This is a genomic window from Rossellomorea marisflavi, assembly GCF_001274775.1.
Taxonomy (GTDB): Bacteria; Bacillota; Bacilli; order Bacillales; family Bacillaceae_B; genus Rossellomorea; species Rossellomorea marisflavi.
The window spans coordinates 1293868-1318992 of sequence record NZ_LGUE01000001.1 but is presented as its reverse complement, the minus strand read 5'-3'; the positions used below and the strand labels follow the sequence as shown (position 1 = coordinate 1318992).

At 47.6% G+C, this 25125-nt stretch carries 27 protein-coding genes; all 27 read left to right on the top strand.

What is annotated here, in order from left to right:
- Positions 1–10: 10 nt before the first annotated feature.
- Positions 11–526, top strand: a complete 516-nt coding sequence (gene rimM, locus AF331_RS06610) for a ribosome maturation factor RimM (RefSeq protein WP_053427317.1) — start codon at positions 11–13, stop codon at positions 524–526.
- The gene (gene trmD / locus AF331_RS06605; protein WP_079516720.1) at positions 526–1254 is read left to right on the top strand and encodes a tRNA (guanosine(37)-N1)-methyltransferase TrmD; all 729 of its coding nucleotides are present in this window, start codon (positions 526–528) and stop codon (positions 1252–1254) included. The genes rimM and trmD overlap by 1 nt, the downstream gene beginning before the upstream one ends.
- Before the next feature lie 131 nt (positions 1255–1385).
- A complete protein-coding gene (gene rplS / locus AF331_RS06600; protein ID WP_048004072.1) occupies positions 1386–1730 on the top strand; it encodes a 50S ribosomal protein L19 in 345 nt (114 codons plus the stop codon).
- Between the two features lie 204 nt (positions 1731–1934).
- A complete protein-coding gene (gene lepB / locus AF331_RS06595) occupies positions 1935–2474 on the top strand; it encodes a signal peptidase I (protein ID WP_053427315.1) in 540 nt (179 codons plus the stop codon).
- Between the two features lie 25 nt (positions 2475–2499).
- Positions 2500–3360 carry a ribosome biogenesis GTPase YlqF gene (ylqF, locus tag AF331_RS06590; protein WP_053427314.1) on the top strand — a complete coding sequence of 287 codons (861 nt, stop codon included), beginning with the start codon at positions 2500–2502 and terminating at the stop codon, positions 3358–3360.
- 85 nt (positions 3361–3445) lie between these two features.
- Positions 3446–4219: a ribonuclease HII gene (locus AF331_RS06585; RefSeq protein ID WP_053427313.1), complete on the top strand. Its 774-nt coding sequence runs from the start codon at positions 3446–3448 to the stop codon at positions 4217–4219.
- Between the two features lie 14 nt (positions 4220–4233).
- Positions 4234–5895, top strand: coding sequence for a hypothetical protein (locus AF331_RS06580; RefSeq protein ID WP_053427312.1), 1662 nt, complete (start codon positions 4234–4236; stop codon positions 5893–5895).
- Positions 5892–6173, top strand: a complete 282-nt coding sequence (locus AF331_RS06575) for an EscU/YscU/HrcU family type III secretion system export apparatus switch protein (protein ID WP_053427311.1) — start codon at positions 5892–5894, stop codon at positions 6171–6173. The genes AF331_RS06580 and AF331_RS06575 overlap by 4 nt, the downstream gene beginning before the upstream one ends.
- Positions 6174–6356: 183 nt before the next feature.
- The gene (gene sucC / locus AF331_RS06570; RefSeq protein ID WP_053427310.1) at positions 6357–7517 is read left to right on the top strand and encodes an ADP-forming succinate--CoA ligase subunit beta; all 1161 of its coding nucleotides are present in this window, start codon (positions 6357–6359) and stop codon (positions 7515–7517) included.
- A gap of 16 nt (positions 7518–7533) precedes the next feature.
- Positions 7534–8436 (top strand): succinate--CoA ligase subunit alpha, encoded by a 903-nt coding sequence (gene sucD, locus AF331_RS06565; RefSeq protein ID WP_053427309.1) that lies wholly within the window; start codon positions 7534–7536, stop codon positions 8434–8436.
- A gap of 89 nt (positions 8437–8525) precedes the next feature.
- Positions 8526–9371 (top strand): DNA-processing protein DprA, encoded by an 846-nt coding sequence (gene dprA / locus AF331_RS06560; protein WP_251402518.1) that lies wholly within the window; start codon positions 8526–8528, stop codon positions 9369–9371.
- A gap of 249 nt (positions 9372–9620) precedes the next feature.
- A complete protein-coding gene (topA, locus tag AF331_RS06555; RefSeq protein ID WP_053427307.1) occupies positions 9621–11699 on the top strand; it encodes a type I DNA topoisomerase in 2079 nt (692 codons plus the stop codon).
- A gap of 337 nt (positions 11700–12036) precedes the next feature.
- Positions 12037–12930, top strand: a complete 894-nt coding sequence (gene xerC / locus AF331_RS06550; protein ID WP_053427306.1) for a tyrosine recombinase XerC — start codon at positions 12037–12039, stop codon at positions 12928–12930.
- Between the two features lie 20 nt (positions 12931–12950).
- Positions 12951–13493, top strand: a complete 543-nt coding sequence (hslV, locus tag AF331_RS06545) for an ATP-dependent protease subunit HslV (protein WP_053427813.1) — start codon at positions 12951–12953, stop codon at positions 13491–13493.
- A gap of 37 nt (positions 13494–13530) precedes the next feature.
- Positions 13531–14940 (top strand): HslU--HslV peptidase ATPase subunit, encoded by a 1410-nt coding sequence (gene hslU / locus AF331_RS06540; RefSeq protein ID WP_053427305.1) that lies wholly within the window; start codon positions 13531–13533, stop codon positions 14938–14940.
- Positions 14941–15033: 93 nt separating this feature from the next.
- Positions 15034–15813, top strand: a complete 780-nt coding sequence (gene codY, locus AF331_RS06535) for a GTP-sensing pleiotropic transcriptional regulator CodY (protein WP_048004060.1) — start codon at positions 15034–15036, stop codon at positions 15811–15813.
- A 592-nt stretch (positions 15814–16405) separates the two neighbouring features.
- On the top strand, positions 16406–16795 hold the full coding sequence (gene flgB, locus AF331_RS06530) for a flagellar basal body rod protein FlgB (RefSeq protein WP_053427304.1): 390 nt from the start codon (positions 16406–16408) through the stop codon (positions 16793–16795).
- Positions 16796–16797: 2 nt separating this feature from the next.
- On the top strand, positions 16798–17253 hold the full coding sequence (gene flgC, locus AF331_RS06525) for a flagellar basal body rod protein FlgC (RefSeq protein WP_053427303.1): 456 nt from the start codon (positions 16798–16800) through the stop codon (positions 17251–17253).
- A 53-nt stretch (positions 17254–17306) separates the two neighbouring features.
- Entirely contained in the window at positions 17307–17567 is a 261-nt protein-coding gene (gene fliE, locus AF331_RS06520; protein ID WP_053427812.1) for a flagellar hook-basal body complex protein FliE, read from the top strand.
- 30 nt (positions 17568–17597) lie between these two features.
- Positions 17598–19193: a flagellar basal-body MS-ring/collar protein FliF gene (fliF, locus tag AF331_RS06515; protein ID WP_053427302.1), complete on the top strand. Its 1596-nt coding sequence runs from the start codon at positions 17598–17600 to the stop codon at positions 19191–19193.
- Positions 19194–19203: 10 nt separating this feature from the next.
- Positions 19204–20214: a flagellar motor switch protein FliG gene (gene fliG, locus AF331_RS06510; protein WP_053427301.1), complete on the top strand. Its 1011-nt coding sequence runs from the start codon at positions 19204–19206 to the stop codon at positions 20212–20214.
- Positions 20207–20944 (top strand): flagellar assembly protein FliH, encoded by a 738-nt coding sequence (gene fliH / locus AF331_RS06505; RefSeq protein WP_053427300.1) that lies wholly within the window; start codon positions 20207–20209, stop codon positions 20942–20944. Before fliG ends, fliH begins: the two co-directional genes overlap by 8 nt.
- A complete protein-coding gene (gene fliI / locus AF331_RS06500) occupies positions 20941–22260 on the top strand; it encodes a flagellar protein export ATPase FliI (protein WP_053427299.1) in 1320 nt (439 codons plus the stop codon). The genes fliH and fliI overlap by 4 nt, the downstream gene beginning before the upstream one ends.
- Positions 22253–22711, top strand: coding sequence for a flagellar export protein FliJ (fliJ, locus tag AF331_RS06495; RefSeq protein WP_316247373.1), 459 nt, complete (start codon positions 22253–22255; stop codon positions 22709–22711). The genes fliI and fliJ overlap by 8 nt, the downstream gene beginning before the upstream one ends.
- Before the next feature lie 7 nt (positions 22712–22718).
- Positions 22719–23309 (top strand): MotE family protein, encoded by a 591-nt coding sequence (locus AF331_RS06490; protein ID WP_053427297.1) that lies wholly within the window; start codon positions 22719–22721, stop codon positions 23307–23309.
- Positions 23306–24475: a flagellar hook-length control protein FliK gene (locus tag AF331_RS06485; RefSeq protein ID WP_053427296.1), complete on the top strand. Its 1170-nt coding sequence runs from the start codon at positions 23306–23308 to the stop codon at positions 24473–24475. Before AF331_RS06490 ends, AF331_RS06485 begins: the two co-directional genes overlap by 4 nt.
- Positions 24472–25107 carry a flagellar hook assembly protein FlgD gene (gene flgD, locus AF331_RS06480; RefSeq protein ID WP_053427295.1) on the top strand — a complete coding sequence of 212 codons (636 nt, stop codon included), beginning with the start codon at positions 24472–24474 and terminating at the stop codon, positions 25105–25107. Before AF331_RS06485 ends, flgD begins: the two co-directional genes overlap by 4 nt.
- Positions 25108–25125 lie beyond the last annotated feature (18 nt).

Genomic DNA, 25125 nt, shown 5'->3' with positions numbered 1-25125 from the left:
GTGAATGGATATGGAAAAATGGTTCAATGTCGGCAAGATTGTAAATACTCACGGGATAAAAGGGGAGCTGAAAGTCCTCTCCATGACCGATTTTCCTGAAGAGCGGTACCAAAAAGGAAATGAACTGACCCTCTTCATCGAAGGAAAGGAACCGATACCACTGACGATCGCTTCTTATCGTAAACACAAGAATTTCGACTTGTTGATGTTTGAAGGCTACAGCGATATCAATGAAGTGGAAGGGTTCAAGCAAGGGATCCTGAAAGTCGATGAAAGTCAGCTTCAAGACCTCGATGAAGGAGAGTTCTATTTTCATGAAATCATTGGTTGTGTGGTCAGGACGACGTCGGGCGACGAGCTCGGTGTCGTGAAGGAAATCCTCAGCCCGGGTGCAAACGATGTTTGGGTGGTCAAAGCCCCCCGGGGGAAAGAGCATCTCATCCCTTATATTGAGGATATCGTAAAAAAGGTCGATATTGCTCAAAAGGAGATCATCATTGAACCGATGGAAGGGCTACTGTCATGATGAAGATCGATGTACTGTCCCTTTTCCCTGCCATGTTTGAAGGGGTATTCGGAGAATCAATTCTGAAGAAAGCAGCTGAAAAGGAAGCTGTGAATTATCAGGTCGTCAATTTCCGGGAATTCTCGGACAACAAGCATAAACAGGTGGACGACTATCCTTACGGAGGTGGGGCAGGAATGGTTTTGAAGCCGCAGCCTGTCTTCGATGCCGTCGATTCCCTGAAGGGGGATGCTAAACCCCGTGTGATCCTCATGTGCCCTCAGGGTGAACGATATACCCAGGCTAAGGCCGAGGAGCTTGCAAAGGAAGAGCATCTCATCTTCATCTGCGGCCACTATGAAGGGTACGATGAACGCATCAGGGAGCATGTGGTGACGGATGAGATATCCATCGGCGATTATGTCCTGACCGGGGGCGAATTGGGGGCCATGGTGGTCATCGATTCTGTGGTGCGGCTGATCCCGGGGGTACTCGGGAATGAAGATTCACCTGTCCTCGATTCCTTCTCTTCGGGTCTCCTCGAGCATCCGCATTATACGAGACCGTCTGATTTCAGGGGGATGGAAGTCCCGCAGCCGCTGTTATCCGGCAATCATAAGCTGATTGAAGAATGGCGGGAGAAGGAAAGCTTCCGAAGGACCCTTGAGAGGCGTCCGGATCTACTTGAAAACTATCCTCTCACTGAAAAGCAGGCAGCCTTGGTGGAAGAGTTGAAAAAGTCGAAGTGACCTATTGCAACGCCCATTGGTTTATGCTATTATATTCTTTGTGGCTTGAGCGAAGGCTTGACCACTGATCCCGATGTTCCGCTGCAATACATCGCTTTTGTATGAGCATCTGTTGGAAGGAGTTGAATAAGATGCACAAATTAATCGAAGATATTACGAAAGAACAACTTCGCTCTGATCTACCATCTTTCCGTCCTGGTGATACAGTACGCGTACACGTTAACATCGTGGAGGGTACTCGTGAACGTGTCCAGGTTTATGAAGGTGTCGTAATCAAACGCCGCGGTGGCGGTATCAGCGAAACATTCACAGTTCGTAAAATTTCTTACGGTGTAGGTGTTGAACGTACATTCCCTGTACACACACCAAAAATCGCTAAACTAGAAGTCATTCGTCGCGGTAAAGTCCGTCGTGCGAAACTTTACTACTTGCGTAACCTACGTGGTAAAAAGGCTCGGATTAAAGAAATTCGATAATGAACGAAGAAGAAGGAGCTTGGAGACAAGCTCCTTTTCTTTAGGGTTTTTTTGGTCTTACTGACGTTCAAATGGACCGGTGAGCATGTTCCTGTTGCCGGCTTTCTGTGTATTTCGAACTAAACCTCTCTTTTTTGATGAGAACAGGGTGGTTTTCTAGTAGAATGAACAAAAGATGGTATCCATACATAAGGCGGTGGGAATATGGAAAAGGAGAAAAGTGAATGGCGGGAGTGGACGAAAGCCTTGGGCATTGCATTGATACTGGTCATCGTGATCAGGTATTTCTTGTTCGCGCCCATCGTTGTGGACGGCCTTTCAATGACTCCTACACTCCATAATGGAGATCGTATGATCGTCAGCAAGTTCGGCACGCCCGATCGATTCGACATCGTGGTGTTCCATGCACCGGAGCGTAAAGACTATATCAAGCGCGTGATCGGCTTGCCCGGTGATAAAATCGAATACAAAGATGATACCCTATATATAAACGGGAAAGCATATGAAGAACCTTATTTAAAAGATAGTAAAGTTGCGCTCCAAGAAGGCCTCCTGACAGATGATTTCACGTTGGACGAGATCATCGATCAAGAGACGGTTCCCGATGGAGAGATTTTCGTGATGGGTGATAACCGCAGATACAGTAAAGACAGCCGGCATATCGGCACAGTGCCCCTTGAAGAGGTGGTCGGCATTACAAGCGTGGTAGTATGGCCGATCAAAGACATGGGCATGGTGAAATAAGCAAAGAACGTTTGGAGGTGGTCATATGACCATTCAATGGTTTCCAGGCCATATGGCAAAAGCAAGAAGACAGGTAACGGAAAAGCTGAAACTCGTAGATATCGTCATTGAACTGGTGGACGCGCGCATCCCCCTGTCATCCCGAAATCCCATGATCGAAGAGATCATCGGTGAAAAGCCGAGGCTTGTCCTATTAAACAAAGCCGACATGGCGGATCCGGCTAAAACGAAGCAGTGGATCCACTATTTCGAAGAGCAAGGGATCATGGCCCTGGCAGTCAATGCCCAGGCTGGAAAAGGGCTGCAAGCGATCGTCAGTGGTGCAAAAGAGATCCTGAAGGCGAAATTCGACCGCATGAAGTCAAGAGGCATGCGCCCGAGGGCCATCAGGGCGATGATCGTCGGCATCCCCAATGTAGGGAAGTCGACCCTCATCAACCGTCTCGTCAAGAAGAACATAGCCAAAACCGGAAATACACCGGGAGTGACCAAAGCTCAACAGTGGATCAAAGTCGGCAAGGAACTGGAGCTCCTCGATACGCCGGGGATCCTGTGGCCGAAGTTCGAAGATCAGGAAGTAGGCTACAAGCTGGCCCTCACAGGAGCCATCAAAGATACAATCCTCAATCTGCAGGATATAGCGGTCTATGCCCTCAGGTTCCTGGAAGCAACCTATCCCGACCGATTGGAGTCTCGTTACGGGATCAAGGAAATCCCTGAAGATGTGGTGGAAAGCTTCAATCATATCGGTGCCAGAAGGGGATGCCTCATGGCCGGAGGAGAAATCAACTATGATAAGACGGCCGAAGTGATCGTCAGGGACATCCGGAACGTTCAACTCGGTCCCATTACGTTCGACCGTGTGGAAGTCAAGGTCGAAGATTGATAAACAGGCTGCAAAAGGGATGACCCTGCTGCAGCCTCTTTAATTTGCCGGGATCCAACCGATATAGAGAAGAGAGGTACAACCGATGGAACGAATTGATATGACAGTGTCCGAGATAAAAGAAACACTTAAACAACTGGCAGAAGATGATCCCCTCTGGGACCAACTGAAGCTCGACCCGCGCAAGGGTGTCCGTCAGTTGGTCAGAAGTGCGGAAGCCTCCCGTGAGAAAAAGGCGAAGGAGATTGCCGAGTTTACGCGCATGTCCATCCATGAAAACGAATTATGGAACGCCGGGTATGATCATATTGCCGGAATAGACGAAGTCGGCCGGGGACCACTTGCAGGGCCCGTAGTGGCCGCTGCTGTCATCCTTCCTCACGATTTCCACCTCCCGGGACTCACGGACAGCAAAAAGGTGCCTGAGCGGAAACGCGAAGCATTCTTCAACACGATCATGGAGCAGTCGATCGCGACCGGTATCAGTATCATCGGACCGGAAGTAATCGATGATATCAATATATATGAAGCGACAAAAAAAGCGATGAGTGCAGCGATCGGGGAACTTTCGGTACAGCCCGATCATCTATTGATCGATGCCATGCCGCTTACGACACCATACCCGAGCAGGTCCATCATCAAGGGAGATGCGACCAGCATCTCGATTGCCGCTGCTTCCATCATCGCGAAGGTGACAAGAGACCGTCTGATGAAGGAGTATGCCGTCACCTATCCTGGATATGGTTTTGAAAAAAATGCGGGGTACGGGACAGCGGATCACTTGAGCGGGTTGGATCAGTACGGAGTGACACCCATACATAGAGCCAGTTTTGCACCGGTTAGAGAGAGAATCACGTAAAGGGAGCTGATGTTATGGAACGGATCCACGGAAGGGCAGAACAAATACTGGGGCAAGAACCCAAACCCTTGACCTTTTCACCAGGACGGGTCCTGCTCATCCGCGTCAACCGCATGCTAGGAGACGGAACTGCAGAAGTCTCCGCAGGTGGGCATCGTTTCATCGCCAGCGTCCAGACCGGCTTAAAAGCAGGGGATAGCTACTGGGTGGAGACGAAGCAGACCGGAAATGGAATTGGTCTCTCGGTTCTTACGGACCGCTCCAAAGGAGAGGGAGGACACACCCTGGATTCCCTCCTATCTCACTATTCACTTAAACGAGAAGGGCCAATCAAGGAGCTGATCGGAGAGGCCCTGCGGCTCAATGTACCGATCTCAAGGGCCATGATTGAATTTGCAACGTCAGTCGGAGATCGCCTGAATCCCGACATTATCCTGAAGATGGAGAGACAGCATCTCCCATTTGTAGATCGAGTATATAGATCCCTAGAGGCTGGTGGGAAACAACCAACACTTTTGACCGGCATTGAAGGATTGAAGAATCAACTGATTGCCGTTGGCTCGACTTCAGAGGCAGAGAAGCTCATGAAGAACGTTCAAGCACCCCTTGAAACCCTGGTAGGGGGAAAGGTTGCTGACCGGGCACTGTGGATATTGGCAGACGATGCACAGCCTTTCCCGCAGCGGCTGGCTGCCCTTGACCTTTTAAGGGAGCTTGGTGTCCTGCACGATCACAGCAGGATGGGTCAATGGAAGGAAGAACTGGTGAAAACCATCCTGAAGTCTTTCCCTGATGCGGTAGCTGCTGAAGAAGGGTTGGCCAAACTGCAAGCCGGACTTACCGGAGATCGTGAAGTATCCAAGCAACCGTCAGTCCCCCGTTCGCCTGAGGACCTGAACGTTACTGCCCGCAGGGTGATAGATGCCCTCATCACGGCAAAAAGGGAACTCGTCTCATCTGTGCATTCACCTATAGTGGTTAGGACCGCTGTGGGACAACTTGAAGGGCATGATAGCACGACGAACAAAGATTCGCTCCATTCACAGCTCCGGACCATCGTGCTTGATGAACTGAAAGATGCCATTCATGGCCGGGACATTTCACAGCTGCTTAAAAGGGCAGTCTCATCCCTCGGGTTGAATTATGAAACCGATCCCTTCGTGGATTCAGCCAAGCGGCAGCTGATTCAGCTCAGTCAGGGGCATCCGGTGGCTGCCATTAGGGAAAGTGCCGATGAAATCGTCTTGAAAATGAATCATCCTGCCCTCATGTCACAGGATCAGTCCGGTTTTCTCACCATTGTCCATCAGATCCCCCTCTATCACGCAGCGGGCCAGACCGATGTGACCATCCAGTGGAGCGGGAAGAAAACCGATGATGGCATGATCGACAGCAGCCAATGCAGAGTGATGTTCTACCTTCATCTCGGTCATTTGGACGAGACCATTGTCGACCTGCAGATTCAGCAGGGGGTCCTGCAAATCGTCGTATGGAATGAGCATCCGAATATAAAGGATCTTGCCCGCGAATTCCTGCCTGCCCTTAAAAAAGGAATTGAAGAGAACGGTTATACATTCTCCTCCATACTCTTCAAAGTCCCGGAATCACGTCCGGGACCTGCAAGCGTGACCGATCAGCACCCAGGCGTGCACAAAGGAGTGGATATCCGCATATGAGCAGGGAACAAAAGCGTAAATCGGCAGTAGCGCTTGGATATGACCGTACTATGGATGGGTCTCCCCGTGTCATGGCCAAGGGGAAGGGCCTGATTGCTGAAGAGATCCTCAGGAGGGCTGAAGAGCATGACATCCCTGTCCAGGAGGATGAAACGCTGGTAGGTCTCTTGGGAGAGCTTGATATCAATGAGTCGATACCTGAGGAGCTTTACGGGGCGGTTGCCGAGGTGTTCGCCTTCATTTATCGCGTGGATAAATCATTCCGCGAAGAGAAGTAATTGGTTTTCAAGTATAATATATTCTTGAAGGACACTTCCTCGACAGGCGTCTCTGCCTAGCTTGAAATGTTGGAATTTTTAAATTAATATAATATTTTTAGTATAATGGTAGACATCTAATCTATCATTTTATACAATGAAAGCGCAGTCTATTTTTTGAAGAGTTCGATAGGAGGATGGAAAATGAATATCCATGAATATCAAGGTAAAGAAATCCTCAGAAATAACGGGGTATCCGTGCCAAACGGTAAAGTGGCCTTCACTGCCGATGAAGCGGTTGAAGCTGCAAAGACACTCGAATCAAGTGTGTATGTAGTAAAAGCTCAGATCCATGCAGGCGGCCGCGGAAAAGCGGGCGGAGTCAAAATAGCGAAAAGCTTGGATGATGTTCGTACATATGCCGATGAACTTCTAGGAAAAACGTTGGTGACACACCAAACAGGTCCTGAAGGGAAGGAAGTAAAGCGCTTACTTATCGAAGAAGGCTGCGACATCAAAAAAGAATATTATGTCGGTCTTGTTCTTGATCGTGCAACTTCTCAAGTCGTGCTCATGGCATCTGAAGAAGGCGGTACAGAAATCGAGGAAGTAGCGGAACAAACACCTGAGAAAATCTTCAAAGAGTACATCGATCCGGTAGTGGGTCTTACTGGTTTCCAGGCAAGACGCATTGCATTCAACATCAATATCCCGAAGGAACTGGTCGGTAAAGCAGCCAAGTTCATGCTCGGGCTTTATCAGGTGTACCTGGAAAAAGACGCTTCCATTGTAGAAATCAACCCTCTGGTTGTTACGGGTGATGGCAATGTGATGGCGCTAGATGCAAAATTCAACTTCGATTCCAATGCTCTATATCGTCATAAAGACGTCCTTGCACTTCGTGACCTGGAAGAAGAAGACGCAAAAGAAATCGAAGCATCAAAATATGATTTAAGCTATATCTCCCTTGATGGAAATATCGGCTGCATGGTCAATGGAGCTGGACTTGCCATGGCCACAATGGATATCGTCAAGCACTATGGTGGAGACCCCGCCAACTTCCTTGATGTTGGGGGCGGCGCAACGGCAGAGAAAGTAACCGAAGCCTTCAAAATCATCCTTTCCGATGAGAACGTAAAAGGGATTTTCGTCAATATCTTCGGAGGAATCATGAAGTGTGACGTCATCGCAACGGGTGTCGTGGAAGCGGCGAAACAAATCGGCCTGGACGTTCCACTTGTTGTACGTCTTGAAGGTACGAACGTAGACCTCGGTAAAGAAATCCTGAATCAATCAGGCTTGAATATCATTGCAGCCGAATCAATGGCTGACGGCGCACAAAAAATCGTTGAGCAAGTAGGCTGAGAAAGGCGGGAGAAAAATGAGCGTATTTATTAATAAAGATACAAAAGTAATCGTACAGGGAATTACCGGTTCAACAGCGCTTTTCCACACGAAGCAAATGCTTGAGTACGGTACTCAGATCGTAGCTGGTGTGACTCCTGGTAAAGGCGGAACAGAAGTAGAAGGCGTGCCTGTATTCAATACAGTCGAAGAAGCGAAAAAGGCAACCAACGCCAATGCTTCTGTCATTTATGTTCCTGCCCCGTTCGCGGCGGATGCGATCCTCGAAGCGGTCGATGCTGAACTGGATCTTGCCATCTGTATCACAGAGCATATCCCGGTACTTGATATGGTGAAGGTGAAACGTTATATGGAAGGCAAGAAGACCCGTCTTGTCGGCCCTAACTGTCCTGGTGTCATCACTCCGGATGAATGCAAGATCGGTATCATGCCTGGATATATCCATACAAAAGGTCACGTCGGTGTGGTTTCCCGCTCCGGTACATTGACGTATGAGGCGGTTCATCAGCTGTCACAGGCCGGAATCGGTCAGACGACGGCAGTCGGTATCGGAGGAGACCCCGTCAATGGAACGGACTTCATCGATGTGTTGAAAGCCTTCAATGAAGACGAAGAAACGTATGCTGTCATCATGATCGGTGAGATTGGTGGAACGGCAGAAGAAGAAGCGGCTGAGTGGGTCAAGGCGAATATGACCAAGCCGGTCGTCGGATTCATCGGTGGACGCACTGCACCTCCAGGAAAGCGTATGGGACATGCAGGGGCAATCATTTCAGGTGGTAAAGGGACAGCTGACGAAAAGATCCGCGTCATGAATGAGTGCGGGATTGAAGTGTCGCCGACTCCTTCCGAGATGGGTGAAACCCTCATATCCGTACTGAAGGACAAAGGCATTTACGATAAATGTAAAACTCATTAATCAAGGGAAAGGGCTGATGGACTCAGCCCTTTTTACCTTACCTATCAAAGGAGGTCCTTTCACTGGATATACGTGAAGCAATATTCCGCTTGTCTCATTGCCGAGAGATCGGCACCTCACGAAAATTGAAGCTGATTTCATCCCTGCAAGCCCATTCACCAGTCCTCCCCCACATTTCCGCACTCCAACTTATACTCTCCATCCCCATTGAAAAAGCATCTAAACTCCATAAAGAATTTCATTCCATCCCTTTTACCAGACTAAAACTGTACTATGCAGATAAAGGGATAAAGTGGTGCACGATTGCCGATGAAGGGTATCCTGATCTGCTCAAGGAAGTCTATGATCCGCCCCTGCTCCTATTCTGTAAGGGAAATACCGAACTCCTGCACACTCCTATGAAACTAGCTGTCATCGGGGCTAGAAAGTGCACACCCTACACTGGAAAAGTCCTCTCCCATCTCATCCCATCCCTTACTCAACACCGCGTGACGATCATATCCGGTCTTGCCCGGGGTGCCGATACGATTGCTCATGAAACATCAATCCGAAGCGGTGGAAAAACCATCGGAGTCATTGCAGGGGGGTTCGACCATATTTATCCGAAAGAAAATGTGCCCCTAGCGAATCATATGATGGATCACCATCTCATGATCAGTGAATTTCCTCCCCATACAAGACCTGAAAAATGGCAGTTCCCATTACGAAATCGGATCATCAGCGGCTTGAGCCATGCCGTATTGGTGACGGAGGCACAGCGGAAGAGTGGTACTTATATTACGGCAGACTATGCACTGAACGAAGGGAGAGATGTATTCTGCATCCCCGGTCCCCTATTCGCACCCATGTCGGAAGGGACGAACACCCTCATCCAGGAGGGTGCCAAAATGGTGGTTTCAGCTGAAGATATTCTTGTAGAAATGGCAAGTATGTGATGATGAGGGGACCCTTCGGTGCGATGATTTAACAGGTTTTTGTACAAAATGGTTGCATTTATGATGAAACTGTTATACATTTTGCATCAGGTATCAAAAACAATAGAAGAGAGACATAATGAAGAAATCGGATCCCCGTTCCAGCTTTGCAACAATTGCTGAAAACGTTTCCCTCACTTGTATGATGGAGGGAGATTAAGGGAATTAAGATTGAAAAAGGATCATTTTCCTCTTTAAGGAGGCCCATGAATGGCAGATTATTTGGTAATCGTAGAATCGCCAGCGAAGGCAAAAACAATTGAGCGTTACTTAGGAAAAAAATATAAAGTACGTGCATCCATGGGGCATATCAGGGATTTGCCGAAGTCCCAGATGGGTGTTGACGTTGAAAATGAATTCGAACCGAAATATATTACAATCCGCGGGAAAGGCCCCGTGTTGAAAGAACTGAAAACAGCCGCAAAAAAAGTGAAGAAAATCTATCTCGCGGCTGACCCCGACAGGGAGGGGGAAGCCATAGCTTGGCACCTCGCCCATAGTCTGGACCTTGATGTCGCATCAGATTGCCGGGTAGTATTCAATGAAATCACGAAGGATGCCATCAAGGAATCATTCAAGCACCCGAGAGCCATCAATATGGACCTGGTCGATGCGCAGCAAGCAAGGAGAATCCTCGACCGACTCGTCGGGTACAATATCAGCCCGCTCCTATGGAAAAAAGTGAAGAAGGGGCTGAGCGCAGGGCGCGTACAGTCAGTTGCGGTCCGATTGATCATCGACAGGGAAAATGAGATCAAAGAGTTTACTCCTGAAGAATACTGGTCCATCGATGCTCAGTTCAAAAAAGGGAAAGATATTTTCTCGGCAGCATTCTACGGAATCGATGGTAAGAAAGTGGAACTGAAGAATGAAGACGAAGTGAAAGAAGTCCTTTCACAGATGAAAGGGAAGTCGTTCTCTGTTGATAAGGTGACGAAGAAGGAACGAAAGCGTAATCCCGCTCCTCCATTCACTACTTCTTCCCTCCAACAGGAAGCAGCTCGTAAACTCAACTTCAGGGCAAAGAAGACCATGATGCTCGCCCAGCAGCTCTATGAAGGAATCGAGATGGGTGGCAAAGAAGGAACAGTCGGTTTCATCACCTATATGAGAACCGATTCGACCAGGATCTCTGAAGTTGCTCAAAAAGAGGCCGGTGAGTACATCACGGGTAAATATGGGGAAGAGTTCCTCAAAACCAGCCCTCGTAAGGATAAAAAGCAACAGAAAGCCCAAGATGCCCATGAAGCAATCCGTCCGACCAGCACCCTGAGGGACCCCTCATCGGTGAAGGAATTCCTCTCACGGGATCAGCACCGCCTTTACAAGCTGATCTGGGAGCGATTCATATCAAGCGAGATGGCACCTGCCGTCATGGATACAATGAGTGTAGACCTCGTCAATGGTGGAGTATTCTTCAGGGCGACGGGTTCCAAGGTAAAGTTCCCAGGATTCATGAAGGTTTACGTAGAAGGATCGGATGACCAGAAGGAAGAGAAAGATAATATCCTTCCCGCTCTTAAAGAAGGAGATAAAGTGACTTCTGAAGCCATCGACCCGAATCAGCATTTCACCCAGCCACCTCCAAGATACACAGAAGCAAGGCTCGTCAAGACCCTTGAAGAATTGGGGATCGGTCGTCCTTCCACGTATGCACCGACCTTGGATACCATCCAGAGAAGGGGATATGTATCCCTGGATAATAAGCGGTTCATCCCTACCGAACTTGGGGAGATCGTCCTTGAACTCGTGCGGGAATTCTTCCCCGATATCATCGATGTTGAATTTACCGCGAATATGGAAAAAAGCCTGGATAATATAGAAGAAGGCAATGAAAAATGGGAAAAAATCATCGAGCATTTCTATAAAGATTTTGAGAAGCATCTTGAAATCGCCGAGAATGAAATGGAAAAAGTCGAGATCCGGGATGAACCGGCCGGGGAAGACTGCGAAGAGTGCGGTCACCCGATGGTATTCAAGATGGGACGCTACGGGAAGTTCATGGCGTGCAGCAATTTCCCTGACTGCCGGAACACAAAGCCGATCGTCAAGGAAATCGGCGTGAAATGTCCAAAGTGTGAAAAAGGGAATATCATCGAGAGGAAGAGCAAGAAGAAGCGAATCTTCTACGGATGTGACCAATATCCTGAGTGTGACTTCCTTTCCTGGGATAAGCCGATTGAGCGGAAATGTCCGAAATGTTCCGAAATGCTCGTGGAGAAGAAGCTTAAAAAAGGAAATCAGATCCAATGTGTCAATTGTGATTACAAGGAAGAAGAACAAAAGTAATCAGAGGGTCATTCTTCCTATTGAAGAATGCATTCTAAAAGCATAGAATAAACAAGGGACTGTCCTGAAAGCTCAATGCCATTTCAGGTCAGTTCTTTTGTTGTTTCCACCTTATACATAAATTTACAAAATACTTAAAACTTTTTTATTTTACGCAATTGGTGTACAATTCTTCATGGTAGACGACCAGCCCGTTGACCCTGTTTAAAGGGGTTGGATGTGAAAAGGTGGCCCGTTGGGATAAACAATTCAGAACTTTGTGAAAAAAGGGTGAAATGAATTGCAAGCCCCATGGGGTTGTGTTACTATTTAGTAGCCCTTGTGAGGTGTTTAACGAATGAATGAAGAACATTCACTACAATCCTTTATCGATTATCTGAAAATAGAGAAGCATTATTCTTCTTATACATTTGAACATTATCGTCATGATATTGAAGAGTTTTACGTATTTATGAAAGAGCAGGGTATAGGTTCTTTGAAAGATGTCGAGTATTCTGATGCAAGGCTGTTTTTGACCAAACTCCATGATCAAGGTTTGAAGAGAGCTTCTGTCGCGAGGAAAGTATCGAGCATAAGAAGCTTTTATCGTTTCTTGAACAGGGAGGCCCGTATCCTGGAAAACCCATTTTCTTATGTGAACCTTCCAAAGCGGGAGCAAAGGCTGCCGAAGTTTTTTTATGAAGAAGAAATACAAGCACTCCTTGATGCCTGTGGGGATTCCACTCCCCTCGAGATCAGGAACAGGGCATTATTCGAGCTTCTGTACGCAACGGGCATGAGGGTAAGTGAATGCTCGGGTCTTACGCTGGATGATCTTGATTTCTCCCTGTCGATCCTCTTGGTCCGAGGGAAAGGGGGAAAGGAGAGGTATGTGCCGTTCGGTAGTTTTGCCCATGATGCACTGGAGGAATACATAAACCGTTCGAGGACGACTTTGACCAAACATGCGTCAGAGAAACATCTCTTCCTGAATCATCGGGGCGGTCCGCTGACTCAAAGGGGGATCAGACTGATCCTGACCAAGCTGATCGATAAAGCCTCCCTGACAAGGAAGATTCACCCTCATATGCTCAGGCACACATTCGCCACGCATTTATTGAACAACGGGGCGGACCTGAGGGCCGTGCAGGATCTCCTTGGGCACGCATCTCTTTCTTCCACCCAGGTGTATACGCATGTATCGAAGGACCAATTGAGGAAGTCATACCTCGCGCATCATCCGCGTGCATAATGGAGAAGGGAATGAGTAGGATGGAACAATTTCATGCAACAACGATATTCGCCGTTCAACATAACGGTCAATGTGCCATGAGCGGTGACGGTCAGGTGACATTCGGTAATGCAGTCGTCATGAAACATACGGCCAGGAAAGTAAGGAAGCTTTTCAATGGTAAGGTTCTTGCTGGATTCGCCGGATCGGTTGCCGATGCATTCACCCTTTCTGAAATGTTCGAAGGTAAGCTTCAGGAGTTTAACGGAAATCTCCCCAGGGCTGCCGTGGAACTTGCAAAGCAATGGAGGAGCGACAAAATCCTGAGAAAGCTAGAGGCCATGCTTATCGTGATGGATCAGGAACACCTCTTGTTGATTTCAGGAACGGGGGAAGTCATCGAACCGGATGATGGGATCCTTGCCATCGGCTCAGGGGGCAATTACGCCCTTTCCGCTGGACGCGCACTGAAGCAGTATGCCGGTGAGCACCTGACGGCAAAGGAAATTGCCCGGTCATCTCTGAATATTGCATCTGAAATTTGCGTTTATACGAATAGTCAAATCATTGTTGAAGAGCTTTGATATAGATTCCCGTATGGGGCAAAGGAGTGTGTAGAGAATGAAGAATTCGGAACATTTAACGCCGAGGCAAATCGTTGAGCGTCTCGATCAATTCATCATCGGTCAAAAAGATGCCAAGAGGGCTGTAGCAGTCGCCCTTCGCAACAGATACCGGAGAAGTCTTCTCTCAGATGAACTGAAGGACGAAGTGATCCCGAAGAATATCCTGATGATGGGTCCTACCGGAGTCGGGAAAACCGAGATTGCCAGAAGGATCGCCAAGCTGGTGCGTGCACCTTTTATCAAGGTGGAAGCAACAAAATTCACTGAAGTTGGGTATGTAGGACGAGATGTTGAATCCATGGTCAGGGACCTGGTGGAAACGTCGGTGCGTCTCGTGAAGGAAGAGAAGATGGCAGGTGTACAGGAGGCAGCGAGGAAAAACGCTGATCAACGCCTCGTCGAGCTGGTCGTTCCTTCAAAGAAAAAATCTTCATCCTATAAAAACCCCTTCGAAATGATTTTCGGGGGGAACCAAGCCCAGCCGTCTGATGATGATCAGGAAAAGCAGGAAGAAATGTCCCTCCAGGAAAAACGGAAGGTCATTGAGGAAAAGCTTCGCAACGGTGAACTCGAGGAAGAGTATGTCACTATTGAGGTGGAAGAACAGCAGGCATCCATGTTCGATATGCTGCAAGGTTCCGGAATGGAACAGATGGGGATGAACATGCAGGATGCCTTGAGCAATCTTGTTCCTAAAAAGAAGAAGAAGAGGAAGCTCAAGGTGAAGGAAGCACGTGCCGTATTGACGAGTGAAGAGGCACAGAAACTGATCGATATGGATGAGGTGACGCAGGATGCCGTCCTAAGGGCAGAGCAGTCGGGTATCATCTTCATCGATGAGATCGATAAGATCGCGAGCAAGAGTTCCGGTCAGTCTTCAGCAGATGTATCGAGAGAAGGCGTACAACGTGATATCCTGCCGATTGTCGAGGGCTCCACGATCGTTACCAAGTATGGCTCCGTGAAAACGGACCATGTCCTATTCATCGCAGCCGGTGCTTTCCATATGAGTAAGCCGTCTGATCTCATTCCCGAACTTCAGGGACGTTTCCCGATCAGGGTGGAACTTCAAAAGCTGTCCACGGATGACTTCGTGAAGATCCTGGTTGAACCTGATAATGCAATCATCAAGCAATATATTGCGTTGCTGGAAACAGAAGGTATACAAATCGAATTTTCTGACGATGCTATTCGTAGACTCGCCGAAATCGCCTATGACGTGAATCAGGAAACTGACAATATCGGTGCAAGGAGGCTTCATACCATCATGGAGAAACTTCTCGAAGATCTGTCGTTCGAAGCCCCTGATATTTCGATGGGAACCGTTTCGATCACTCCGGGCTACGTCGACGAAAAACTGAAAGCCATCGCAAAGGATAAAGACCTCAGCCAATTTATACTATAAGTTTTTTTTAGTGTGAATGTGGGTAAAGAAACATGAATTCATTCCATTATATATTGAAGAAGAAACACTTTAGCCGTAGTAGGAGGAAATAGTATGAATTTACTAGCGAAAACAAGAACCATTAATGCCATGTTGCAAAATGCAGCGGGTAAACCAGTTAACTTTAAAGAAATGTCCGAAACATTGAGCCAGGTCATCGAAGCAAATGTCTTCGTTGTAAGCAGAAGAGGGAAACTTCTTGGCTATGCAATCAACCAACAAATCGAAAATGAGCGCATGAAGCAGATGCTTGCAGACAGACAATTCCCTGAGGAGTATACTCAAAACCTCTTCAATGTCCAGGAAACATCTCCAAACTTAGATGTGAACAGTGAATATACTGCGTTCCCAGTAGAGAACAAAGAATTGTTCAATAGCGGTCTTACAACGATCGTCCCAATCATCGGTGGAGGAGAGCGTCTTGGGACACTGATCCTTGCCCGCTTGGAGGCTTCATTCGAAGACGATGACCTCATTCTCGGAGAATATGGTGCGACGGTCGTCGGGATGGAAATCCTTCGTGAGAAAGCAGATGAGATCGAAGTAGAAGCACGAAGCAAAGCGGTTGTTCAAATGGCCATCAGCTCCCTGTCCTACAGTGAGTTGGAAGCAATCGAGCATATCTTCGAAGAACTTGATGGCAACGAAGGATTGCTTGTAGCATCCAAAATTGCCGATCGTGTAGGGATCACCCGCTCAGTCATTGTCAACGCACTCCGTAAGCTTGAAAGTGCCGGTGTGATCGAGTCACGCTCCCTGGGTATGAAGGGAACGTACATCAAAGTGCTGAACAACAAATTCCTTGTGGAATTGGATAAGCTTCGCACCAACTAATATTTCCGCAATCACTAAACCCCCATCATCGTTATCCGGTGATGGGGGTTTTTTGCGTTGTGTACATCTTTTATATGCTTAAAAAACTATTTATGAGATTTATCAGGAATATGACTAATATGACAGCGTTCATTCAGGTTCTTTTTCGTAAAACCATGCGGAGAATCAAAAATCAATTCTCTAAAATAAAGCAAAAGTACTAGATGAGGTGAATCTTTAGCCCTTGTTAAACATTTGTTGAATAGTACAATTAAATTAATTCCATGTACGACGACATTCGACTGAGAAAGCTATGAAATTACAATTAATGGCATGACGTAGAGAGCGTTTACTAACATAAAACCACGTGTAATAAGGAGTGGGGGAACTTTTTTGATCCTGATAGGCTGATTTCCTTAGTGAAAAGGATGGGAACAAAAGGATTTTACATAGTCTATAAGTCATATTTTTTTCAATTATCGACAAAGTTCTATCATTTTTACGGAAATTTCATAGACACTACTCGAGTGAAACATTACAATAAATACTGTTGCATGATAAATATGTCAAACTAAGTAGTAATTTGTAAAATAACTAGTTAGAGGTGGATATAGTGAACATTTTTTCCAATACATTTTCAGTTCTTGAACGGGGCCTTGACTATGCTTCGCTTAATCAGCGGACCATATCGCAAAACATCGCCAACGTGGATACCCCGAATTATAAAGCGAAAAAAGCAGAGTTCAGTCAAGTGCTTCAGGATTCAATGAATGCCTTAGAAGCAACCAGGACGGACTCCAGGCACTTCGCCTTCCACTCACAGCCCTCTAGCAGTCGAATTTCGATCAAACAACCCAATGAATACAATCATAACGGCAACGGAGTCGATCTGGATCGGGAAATGTCAGACCTTGCTTCCAATCAAATCTATTATAATGCCGTGACAGATAGACTGAGCGGTAAATTCAACAGCCTCCAGTCAGTCATTAAAGGAGGGAAATGAGCATGACCATTTTTGCAGGAATGAACACCACGGCCTCGGCCCTTACCGCACAGAGGCTCAGGATGGATACGATCTCGTCCAATATGGCCAATGTTGATACTACGAGAGGGAAGATGGTAGACGGAGTCTGGCAACCCTACACACGAAAGAGCGTCGTGATGGAAAGTAAAGGTGGAGAGTTCACTTCATTCTTGAACCAGGCGATGGGCAAAACGGATTCTCCTGGAAGCGGTGTTCAGGTCTCGAGGATTGAAGAAGACACGCAAACGCCCTATAAGATGCAGTATGACCCGGAAAATCCGGATGCCGATGCTGAAGGATACGTAAGGCTGCCGAATGTCGACCCTTTGCGTGAAATGGTGGATCTCATCTCGGCTACTCGCTCCTATGAAGCGAATGTGACGGTGTTCAATGCCAATAAATCCATGCTGTCAAAAGCACTTGAAATAGGTAAATAAAGGAGGAGAAGCACTTGGCGATCTCAGGAGTCAATTCTGTACAAGGCGGTATGATGATACCGTCTGTCAAGATAAATGAAACGAAAACCGGAGAAGCGGGGTTCGGCAAGGTACTGAAGGATACGATCGATGAAGTGAACAAGAGCCAGCTTCAATCCGATGAAATGACCAAAAAATTGGTGATGGGGGAAAATGTGGATCTGCATTCAGTCATGATTGCATCCCAAAAAGCCAGCATCACCATGCAGACTACCATGGAAGTGAGAAACAAAGTGATTGAAGCCTATCAGGAAATCATGAGAATGCCAATGTAAGTCGATTGGCTATAGTACCGGAGGATTGTAATGAATGAATCGCTTACGAAATATAAAGATCAGATAAAAACGTTTTGGGTCAGTCGTTCCCGAAAACAAAAAGCCGGGATGGGGATCGGTCTACTGCTTATCCTCATCTTGATCGCCATCATCAGTTTCTTTGCCACCAGAACAGATCTGGTGCCTTTATACAGCAATCTCTCTGTGTCCGAAACGGGTACAATCAAGGAAAACCTGGACGGGCGGGGAATCACTTCGGAAATTTCAGACGGTGGAACGACGATCATGGTCCCGAAGGAACAGGTGGATACATTGAAGGTGGAGCTTGCCGCAGAGGGGATACCCAACTCAGGAAGCATCGATTATTCCTTCTTTAGTCAAAACGCCGGTTTCGGAATGACGGATAATGAATTCAATGTATTGAAACTGGATGCCATGCAGACCGAACTGGCGGATCTAATGAAAAGCATCGACGGGGTGAAAGATGCAAAGGTCATGATCAATATGCCGGCCGAGCAGGTATTCGTGAGCGATGAAAATCAGCAGGGCTCTGCATCCATCGTATTGAATACCAACCCGGGATTCACGATGGATCAGAGACAGATCAAATCCCTTTATCATTTGGTTTCAAAAAGCGTACCAAAACTTCCTACGGATAATATCGTGATCATGAATCAAAATTTCGAGTACTTTGATCTTGATTCACAAAATGCAGGTAGCAATGCAGTCGCCGGGCAGATGGAGATCAAAAAGGAAGTGGAGCGTGATCTTCAGCGCCAGGTCCAGAATATGCTTGGCACGATGATCGGCTTCAATAAGGTCGTCGTTTCCGTTACAACTGATATTGACTTTACCCAGGAAAATAGGGAAGAAAACCTCGTAACTCCGGTAGATGAAGAAAATATGGAAGGAATTGCAGTCAGTGCACAGCGGATCAATGAAACATACTCCGGTGAAGGCGCAGCCGACGGGGGCACACCTGGTGCGGGTGACGGCAATGAACCGACCAACAGCGGAGTTACATATGGATCGGGCAGCGAGTCAAATGGTGACTATGAGAAAATGGAAGAAACCATTAATAACGAAGTGAACAGAATCAAGAAAGAAATTACCGAGAGTCCTTATAAGGTAAGGGATATCGGAATCCAAGTCATGGTCGAACCACCCGAGCCCGATAACTTGAACTCACTTCCGCAATCACGGGTGGACGACATTCAGCAGGTTCTCTCAACGATCATCCGCACATCCATCGACAAAGATGAAGTTCCTGATCTGACGGATCAAGAGCTGAGTGACAAGGTCGTCGTTTCTGTCCAGCCCTTCAACGGAAAGGTGGAGATGGACGATGAGAAAAACACTGGCCTGCCTTGGTGGATTTATGCTGTCGGAGGAGTGCTTTTCTTAGTGATCATTCTCCTCGTCATCATGATCATTCGTTCAAGGAAAAAGGAAGAAGAAGTGGAAGATCTGATCGTAGAAGAGAAAGTGGAGCTCGCACCCATCCCTGATATAGAACCTAAACAGGAAACAGAGGCCACCATCAGGAGGAAACAACTTGAAAAGATGGCCAAGGATAAACCTGAAGAATTTGCAAAATTACTGCGCACGTGGCTAGCGGAAGAATAGGGGGATCGGTATGAGAAGAGAAAAAGGACTAACAGGTAAGCAAAAAGCAGCAATTCTCCTGATCTCCCTTGGGCCGGATGTATCGGCATCGGTCTACAAGCATCTGTCAGAAGAAGAAATTGAAAAGCTGACCCTTGAGATCTCCGGTGTGAAAAAGGTGGAGACCGAAGCAAAGGAAGGGATCATGGAAGAGTTCCATCATATCGCCATGGCACAGGATTATATCTCTCAGGGCGGTATAGGCTATGCGAAGACCGTTTTAGAAAAGGCGTTGGGGGCGGATCAAGCGACAGCCATCATCAATCGCCTAACGTCTTCACTACAAGTCAGGCCATTCGATTTTGCACGGAAGGCCGATGCTGCGCAAATACTGAATTTTATCCAGAATGAACATCCTCAGACGATTGCACTCATTCTTTCCTACCTTGATCCGCAGCAGGCAGGTCAGATCCTTTCTGAACTTCCTCAAGAGGTACAAGCGGATATTGCGCGCAGAATCGCCCTGATGGATGGGACCTCTCCTGAAGTGATCAGTGAAGTGGAAGCTATTCTCGAGAAGAAGCTATCGGCTACGGTCACACAGGATTATACGCAGACAGGCGGAGTCGAGGCAGTAGTGGAAGTGCTGAACGGAGTAGATCGTGCCACGGAAAAAACGATCCTCGATTCACTTGAAATACAAGATCCGGAGTTGGCTGAAGAAATCAAGAAGCGGATGTTCGTCTTTGAAGATATCGTCACCCTTGACAGCCGTTCCATCCAACGCGTCATACGGGATTGTGAAAATGAAGACCTTCTTCTTGCCCTTAAAGTCTCGGCTGATGATGTGAAGAATGTGGTGTTCAAGAATATGTCGAGTCGAATGGTCGAAACAATCAAAGAAGAGATGGAATTCATGGGACCGGTTCGCCTGAAAGATGTAGAAGAAGCTCAATCAAGGATCGTATCCATCATCAGACGACTCGAGGACTCGGGAGAAATCATCATCGCCAGAGGCGGGGGAGACGATATCATTGTCTAAGATCATCAAAAATGTCTCTGAGCGTGGCAGTAAGATCATTGAACCGAGAAGAATTCTCCTTTCACGGGTGGCTGATAGTCAAGATCACAGTGCTGATACCGATGCCATCCTGGAGAATGCGAGAATCGAAGCAGACCGTGTCCTTGAAGACGCACGGCGTGAACATCAACGCACCCAAGAATCGATTCAAACGGCTAGAAGCGAATGGGAAAAGGAAAGGGAACGACTGATGGAAGAAGCATACAACGAAGGCTACTTGCTGGGGGAGCAGGAAGGGAAACAGTCTGGTTACAGTGCTTACACTGGAATCATCGAAGAAGCGAACCGCATTGTCGAGGAAAACCGAGAACACTATTACTCTTACATCGAGCGTGCTGAGAAGGTCATCCTCTCCCTCGCTGTCCGTAGTGCAGAGACAATCCTCCATCAGGAACTGGAAGACGAAGAGCGTTTCATCCCTATCCTTCAGAGGGGACTGAAGGAAGTCAGGGATCTTCCAGAAGTGCGAATTCACATCCATCCGTCCAGGCACCACCTTATCATGGAACATAAAAGTGAACTGGAAGCGATGTTTCCGGCAGACGTGCAATTATTCGTTTATTCAAACGATGATCTCGATCCATTGGAGTGTTACATGGAAACCAAGCAGGGTAGAATCATTCTTTCCGTTGATTCCCAGCTTGAAGAGCTGAAAAGGAAGCTTCTAGAGCGGATGGAGGAGGAAGGATGAAAGCAAGTGAACTTCTCGATATCATCCCGAAGACGCCGACATTCAAAAAATACGGAAAAGTCCATCGTGTAGTAGGATTGATGATTGAATCACAAGGACCTGAAAGTTCCGTGGGAGAAGTATGCCATATCCATATGAAAAGCAGGGGGAAAGAGAAGATCATCCCGGCGGAAGTGGTTGGATTCAATGGGGAACTCGTCATCTTGATGCCGTACACGAGTATGCAGGATATTTCCCCGGGTAGCCTAGTGGAAGCCACCGAAAAACCACTTGAAATCAAGGTCGGCCCTTCCTTGATAGGGAAGGTGATCGACTCCCTTGGAAATCCCCTCGATGGCAGTACCCTACCGTATGGACTGAGTTCGGTCCATACGGAAAAAGATTCGCCTAATCCCCTGTCCCGTCCCCCGATCGATGAAGTAATGGAAGTCGGCGTCAAGGCGATCGACAGTATGCTTACGGTTGGGAAAGGACAAAGGATCGGTATATTTGCCGGGAGCGGGGTTGGGAAAAGCACCTTGCTAGGAATGATTGCCCGGAATACGAAAGCTGACCTGAACGTCATCGCCCTCGTCGGGGAGCGAGGCAGAGAGGTGAGGGAATTCATTGAAAGAGACCTTGGCGAGGAAGGTCTGAAGCGGACCATCGTCGTAGCAGCTACTTCGGATCAGCCCGCCCTTAAAAGGATCAAAGGTGCCTTTACGGCTACGGCCATCGCGGAATATTTCCGTGATAAGGGGATGAATGTGATGCTGATGATGGACTCCGTCACAAGGGTGGCGATGGCGCAGCGTGAAATCGGCCTTGCCGTGGGAGAACCACCCACCACGAAAGGATATACCCCTTCTGTATTCGCCATCCTCCCAAAACTTTTGGAACGGACCGGGACCAATACAAACGGAAGCATCACGGCTTTTTACACCGTACTGGTGGACGGAGATGACCTCAACGAGCCGATCTCCGACACGGTGAGGGGGATTTTGGACGGCCATATCGTCCTTGATCGGGACATTGCCAATAGGGGGCAGTACCCGGCCATCAATCTTCTGAAAAGCGTAAGCAGATTGATGAATCATCTTGCGGACCCCTCACACAAACAAGCTGCAACCCGTATTAGGGAACTTCTCAGTACGTATTTGAAATCGGAAGACCTCATTCAAATCGGAGCATACAAAAAAGGCTCGTCCAAAGAAGTGGATGAAGCGATCGACTATTATCCGAACATCATTTCTTATTTGAAACAGGATGTCATGGAGAAGCGCTCTTTCAAGGAAAGTGTGGAAGAGCTAATACAACTGGCGGAAACGGGTGAATGAAAGAATGACCTATGAATATCGATTCGAGCGGATCCTTACCTTAAAGGAGCAGGAAAAAGAAGATATGCAGGAGCAATACAAATCCAGTGTGTCAAAATTCCAAGAAGCTGCGGAACAATTATATGGGGCGTTGAAGAAGAAAGAAACCCTGGAGGCGATGCAGGTAGAGAAGCTTTCAACAGGGTTATCGATCCTCGACATCAGGCATCACCAGCAGTTCATCACGAATCTCGAGAAGACCATTTCTTACTTTCAGAACCTCGTGGTCCAGGCCAGGAACCGGATGAACTGGTATGAAGAAAAAATGATTGAGATGAATATGGAAGTCAAGAAGTATGAAAGATTGAAAGAAAAGGATTTCAAAGCCTTCTTGGTGCGTCTTCAGGCGGAAGAAAATAAACAGCTGGACGAAGTTTCCGTGACCCAGTACATGAAGCAGGAAGTCAGGTGACGAGAAAATGGCAAAATCAAAAGGAATAGACAACCCACAGCCTCACGGACGATTCCAAAAATTTGTATTCATCGTCCTGATCCCGATCCTGTTCATCATCGTCGTGACGCTGGTGGTCTTGACGGCAACGGGAACAAATGTATTCGAAAAAGCACAATCACTGGGAATTCATCTTCCGTTTACCGACGATAAGGAACCAGCATCCGCTGATACTGAGAAAGAAGATACGGATGCCCTCAAGGTGGTCATAGAAGATCAAAAAGCTGAAATCGCTCAGTTGAACTCTTCCCTGGAGCAGAAAACGAAAGAAGCGGACGGGCTGAATGCATCCTTGGAGCAACAAGCTTCTGAAATGGAGGAACTCCGTCAAACGGGAGAAGAAAGCAAGCGTTCCTTCAAAGAGATCATCTCCACCTATGAAGCAATGTCGGCAAAAAATGCGGCACCGGTCATCTTGAATTTAAAAGATGATGATGCCGTCAGGATCCTGTCGAGCGTCAAGCCGGCGACATTGGCATCCATCCTTGAAAAAATGCCCCCGGCTGATGCAGCAAAATATACGGGCTTGATCACTGCGGAAGAAGGAGGAAGCCAATGATGCAGATCACACCATTGATGAATCAGTTAGGTGCCCTATCCGCTTCCTCCGAAGCGCCTGAAGTAGAAGCAGGAGGGGATGCGCTCTTCACTTCTCAGCTTCTGGGCTTCCTGGGACAAGTGCAGGTTGGAGGAACTACGCCCGCCGAAGCTGAACAGCCTTCTCTCCTGCAGAACCTTCATCTTCTCCTTCAAACAGATAGCCTGTCGGGACTCGGAGTACCCGAAGGAGAGTTGGATGCACAGTCAGATGGTGAAGAGGTGACGATGGAAGACATGGCAGAGCTTCTTGGAATCGATGTGGAAGCTCTCCAGGCCTTTCATGCTGCACTGCTGAAAGAGATGCACATCACCTCAGGCAGTGTCGAGCCTCCTGATGATCTTCAAGAGCTTGTAGCAGGAATCCTGCAACTTTCGAAGGAGCTTCCCCCGGCAATCAAGTCTCAGCCACTCGAGGGGGCAGTCAAGCTGATCCGGGCAATGCAGCTTTTGAGCGCTTCGGGTAAATCCGAGTGGAATGACACGTTTGAATCGGCCCAGATCAAAGAGGCGCTCAAGGAGCTTCTGGTCAGGATGGAAGGAACAGGTCAAGCGGTAACACGGAAAGAACCCGACCTGAAGGCCGGGAACCAGGGAGACAAGGTATCACGAGAAGTGCCGGCCGGTGTGAATGCTTTTCAACCTGCCACTTCTTCACAAGGTATATCCACAGCCACAGTGAAAGCGAGTATATTCATAAAACCCGAACAGCCTGAGAGCGTAGTTCAGCAGTTTCAGAGCCTGTTAGGCAAGTCACAGTTTTCTTCGATGGGCTCGATGAGCAAGCTGTTCATCAAACTTTATCCTGAGCATTTGGGTTCCGTCAGGATCGAGCTGCTTCAGCAAAACGGTGTGATGACAGCAAAGATCTTGGCATCTTCGGCATCGGCAAAGGAAATGCTGGATTCCCATCTGCAAGGATTGAAGCAGGCTTTTCACTCTCAAAATATCCAAGTGGATAAAATCGAAGTGTCACAGAGCCTGAGCGATCCTGAAAGGGCGTTCAGGGGTCAATCGCAACAGCAGCCCAAAGAACATGGACAGAAGCAAGGCAGACAGGATATGGAAGCAGAATCAGATGCGGATTTCAAGGAGTTACTTATAAAGAATGAACAGGTGATAACATGACGAAAATCGATCCCGGTCTACTTTACTCAAATCTTCAACCGGAGAAACGTTCCGGAGCGAATGATATCCTCGGCAAAGATGACTTTCTCAAAATCCTGATGACCCAGCTTCAGAATCAGGATCCCATGAATCCTATGCAGGATAAAGATTTCATTGCTCAAATGGCCACATTCTCTTCTTTGGAGCAAATGACCAATCTGAATAAGACGATGGAAGGGTTTGTCGAAGCCGAGGCTCAGAGCCGCTTGATTTCCTATAATTCATTCGTCGGGAAGCAGGTCACCTGGCACAAGCTTTCAGGAGAAGGAGAAGATGCGTCCATCGAGCAGGGGGATGGAATCATCAAGGGAGTGCGTTTTAAGAACCAATCGGTTGAATTCATCATGGAAGACGATAGTATCCTGACACCGGCCAATATCTCACAGGTGAATCAAACTGCACCTGGTGACACCACTTTAGTAAATGCTACGATGCTGATCGGCAAATTGGTATCCTGGCAGGACGGGGAAGAGGTCAAGCAAGGGGTCGTCCAGTCCGTTTCCAAGAAAGACTCGGATATCTGGATCCATTTGAGCTCTGGAGAGAAAATCAAATCAGGTGATTTGACGGCAATCGAGACGCCTAAAGCCTAAAAGAGAAAAAGAGAGGGG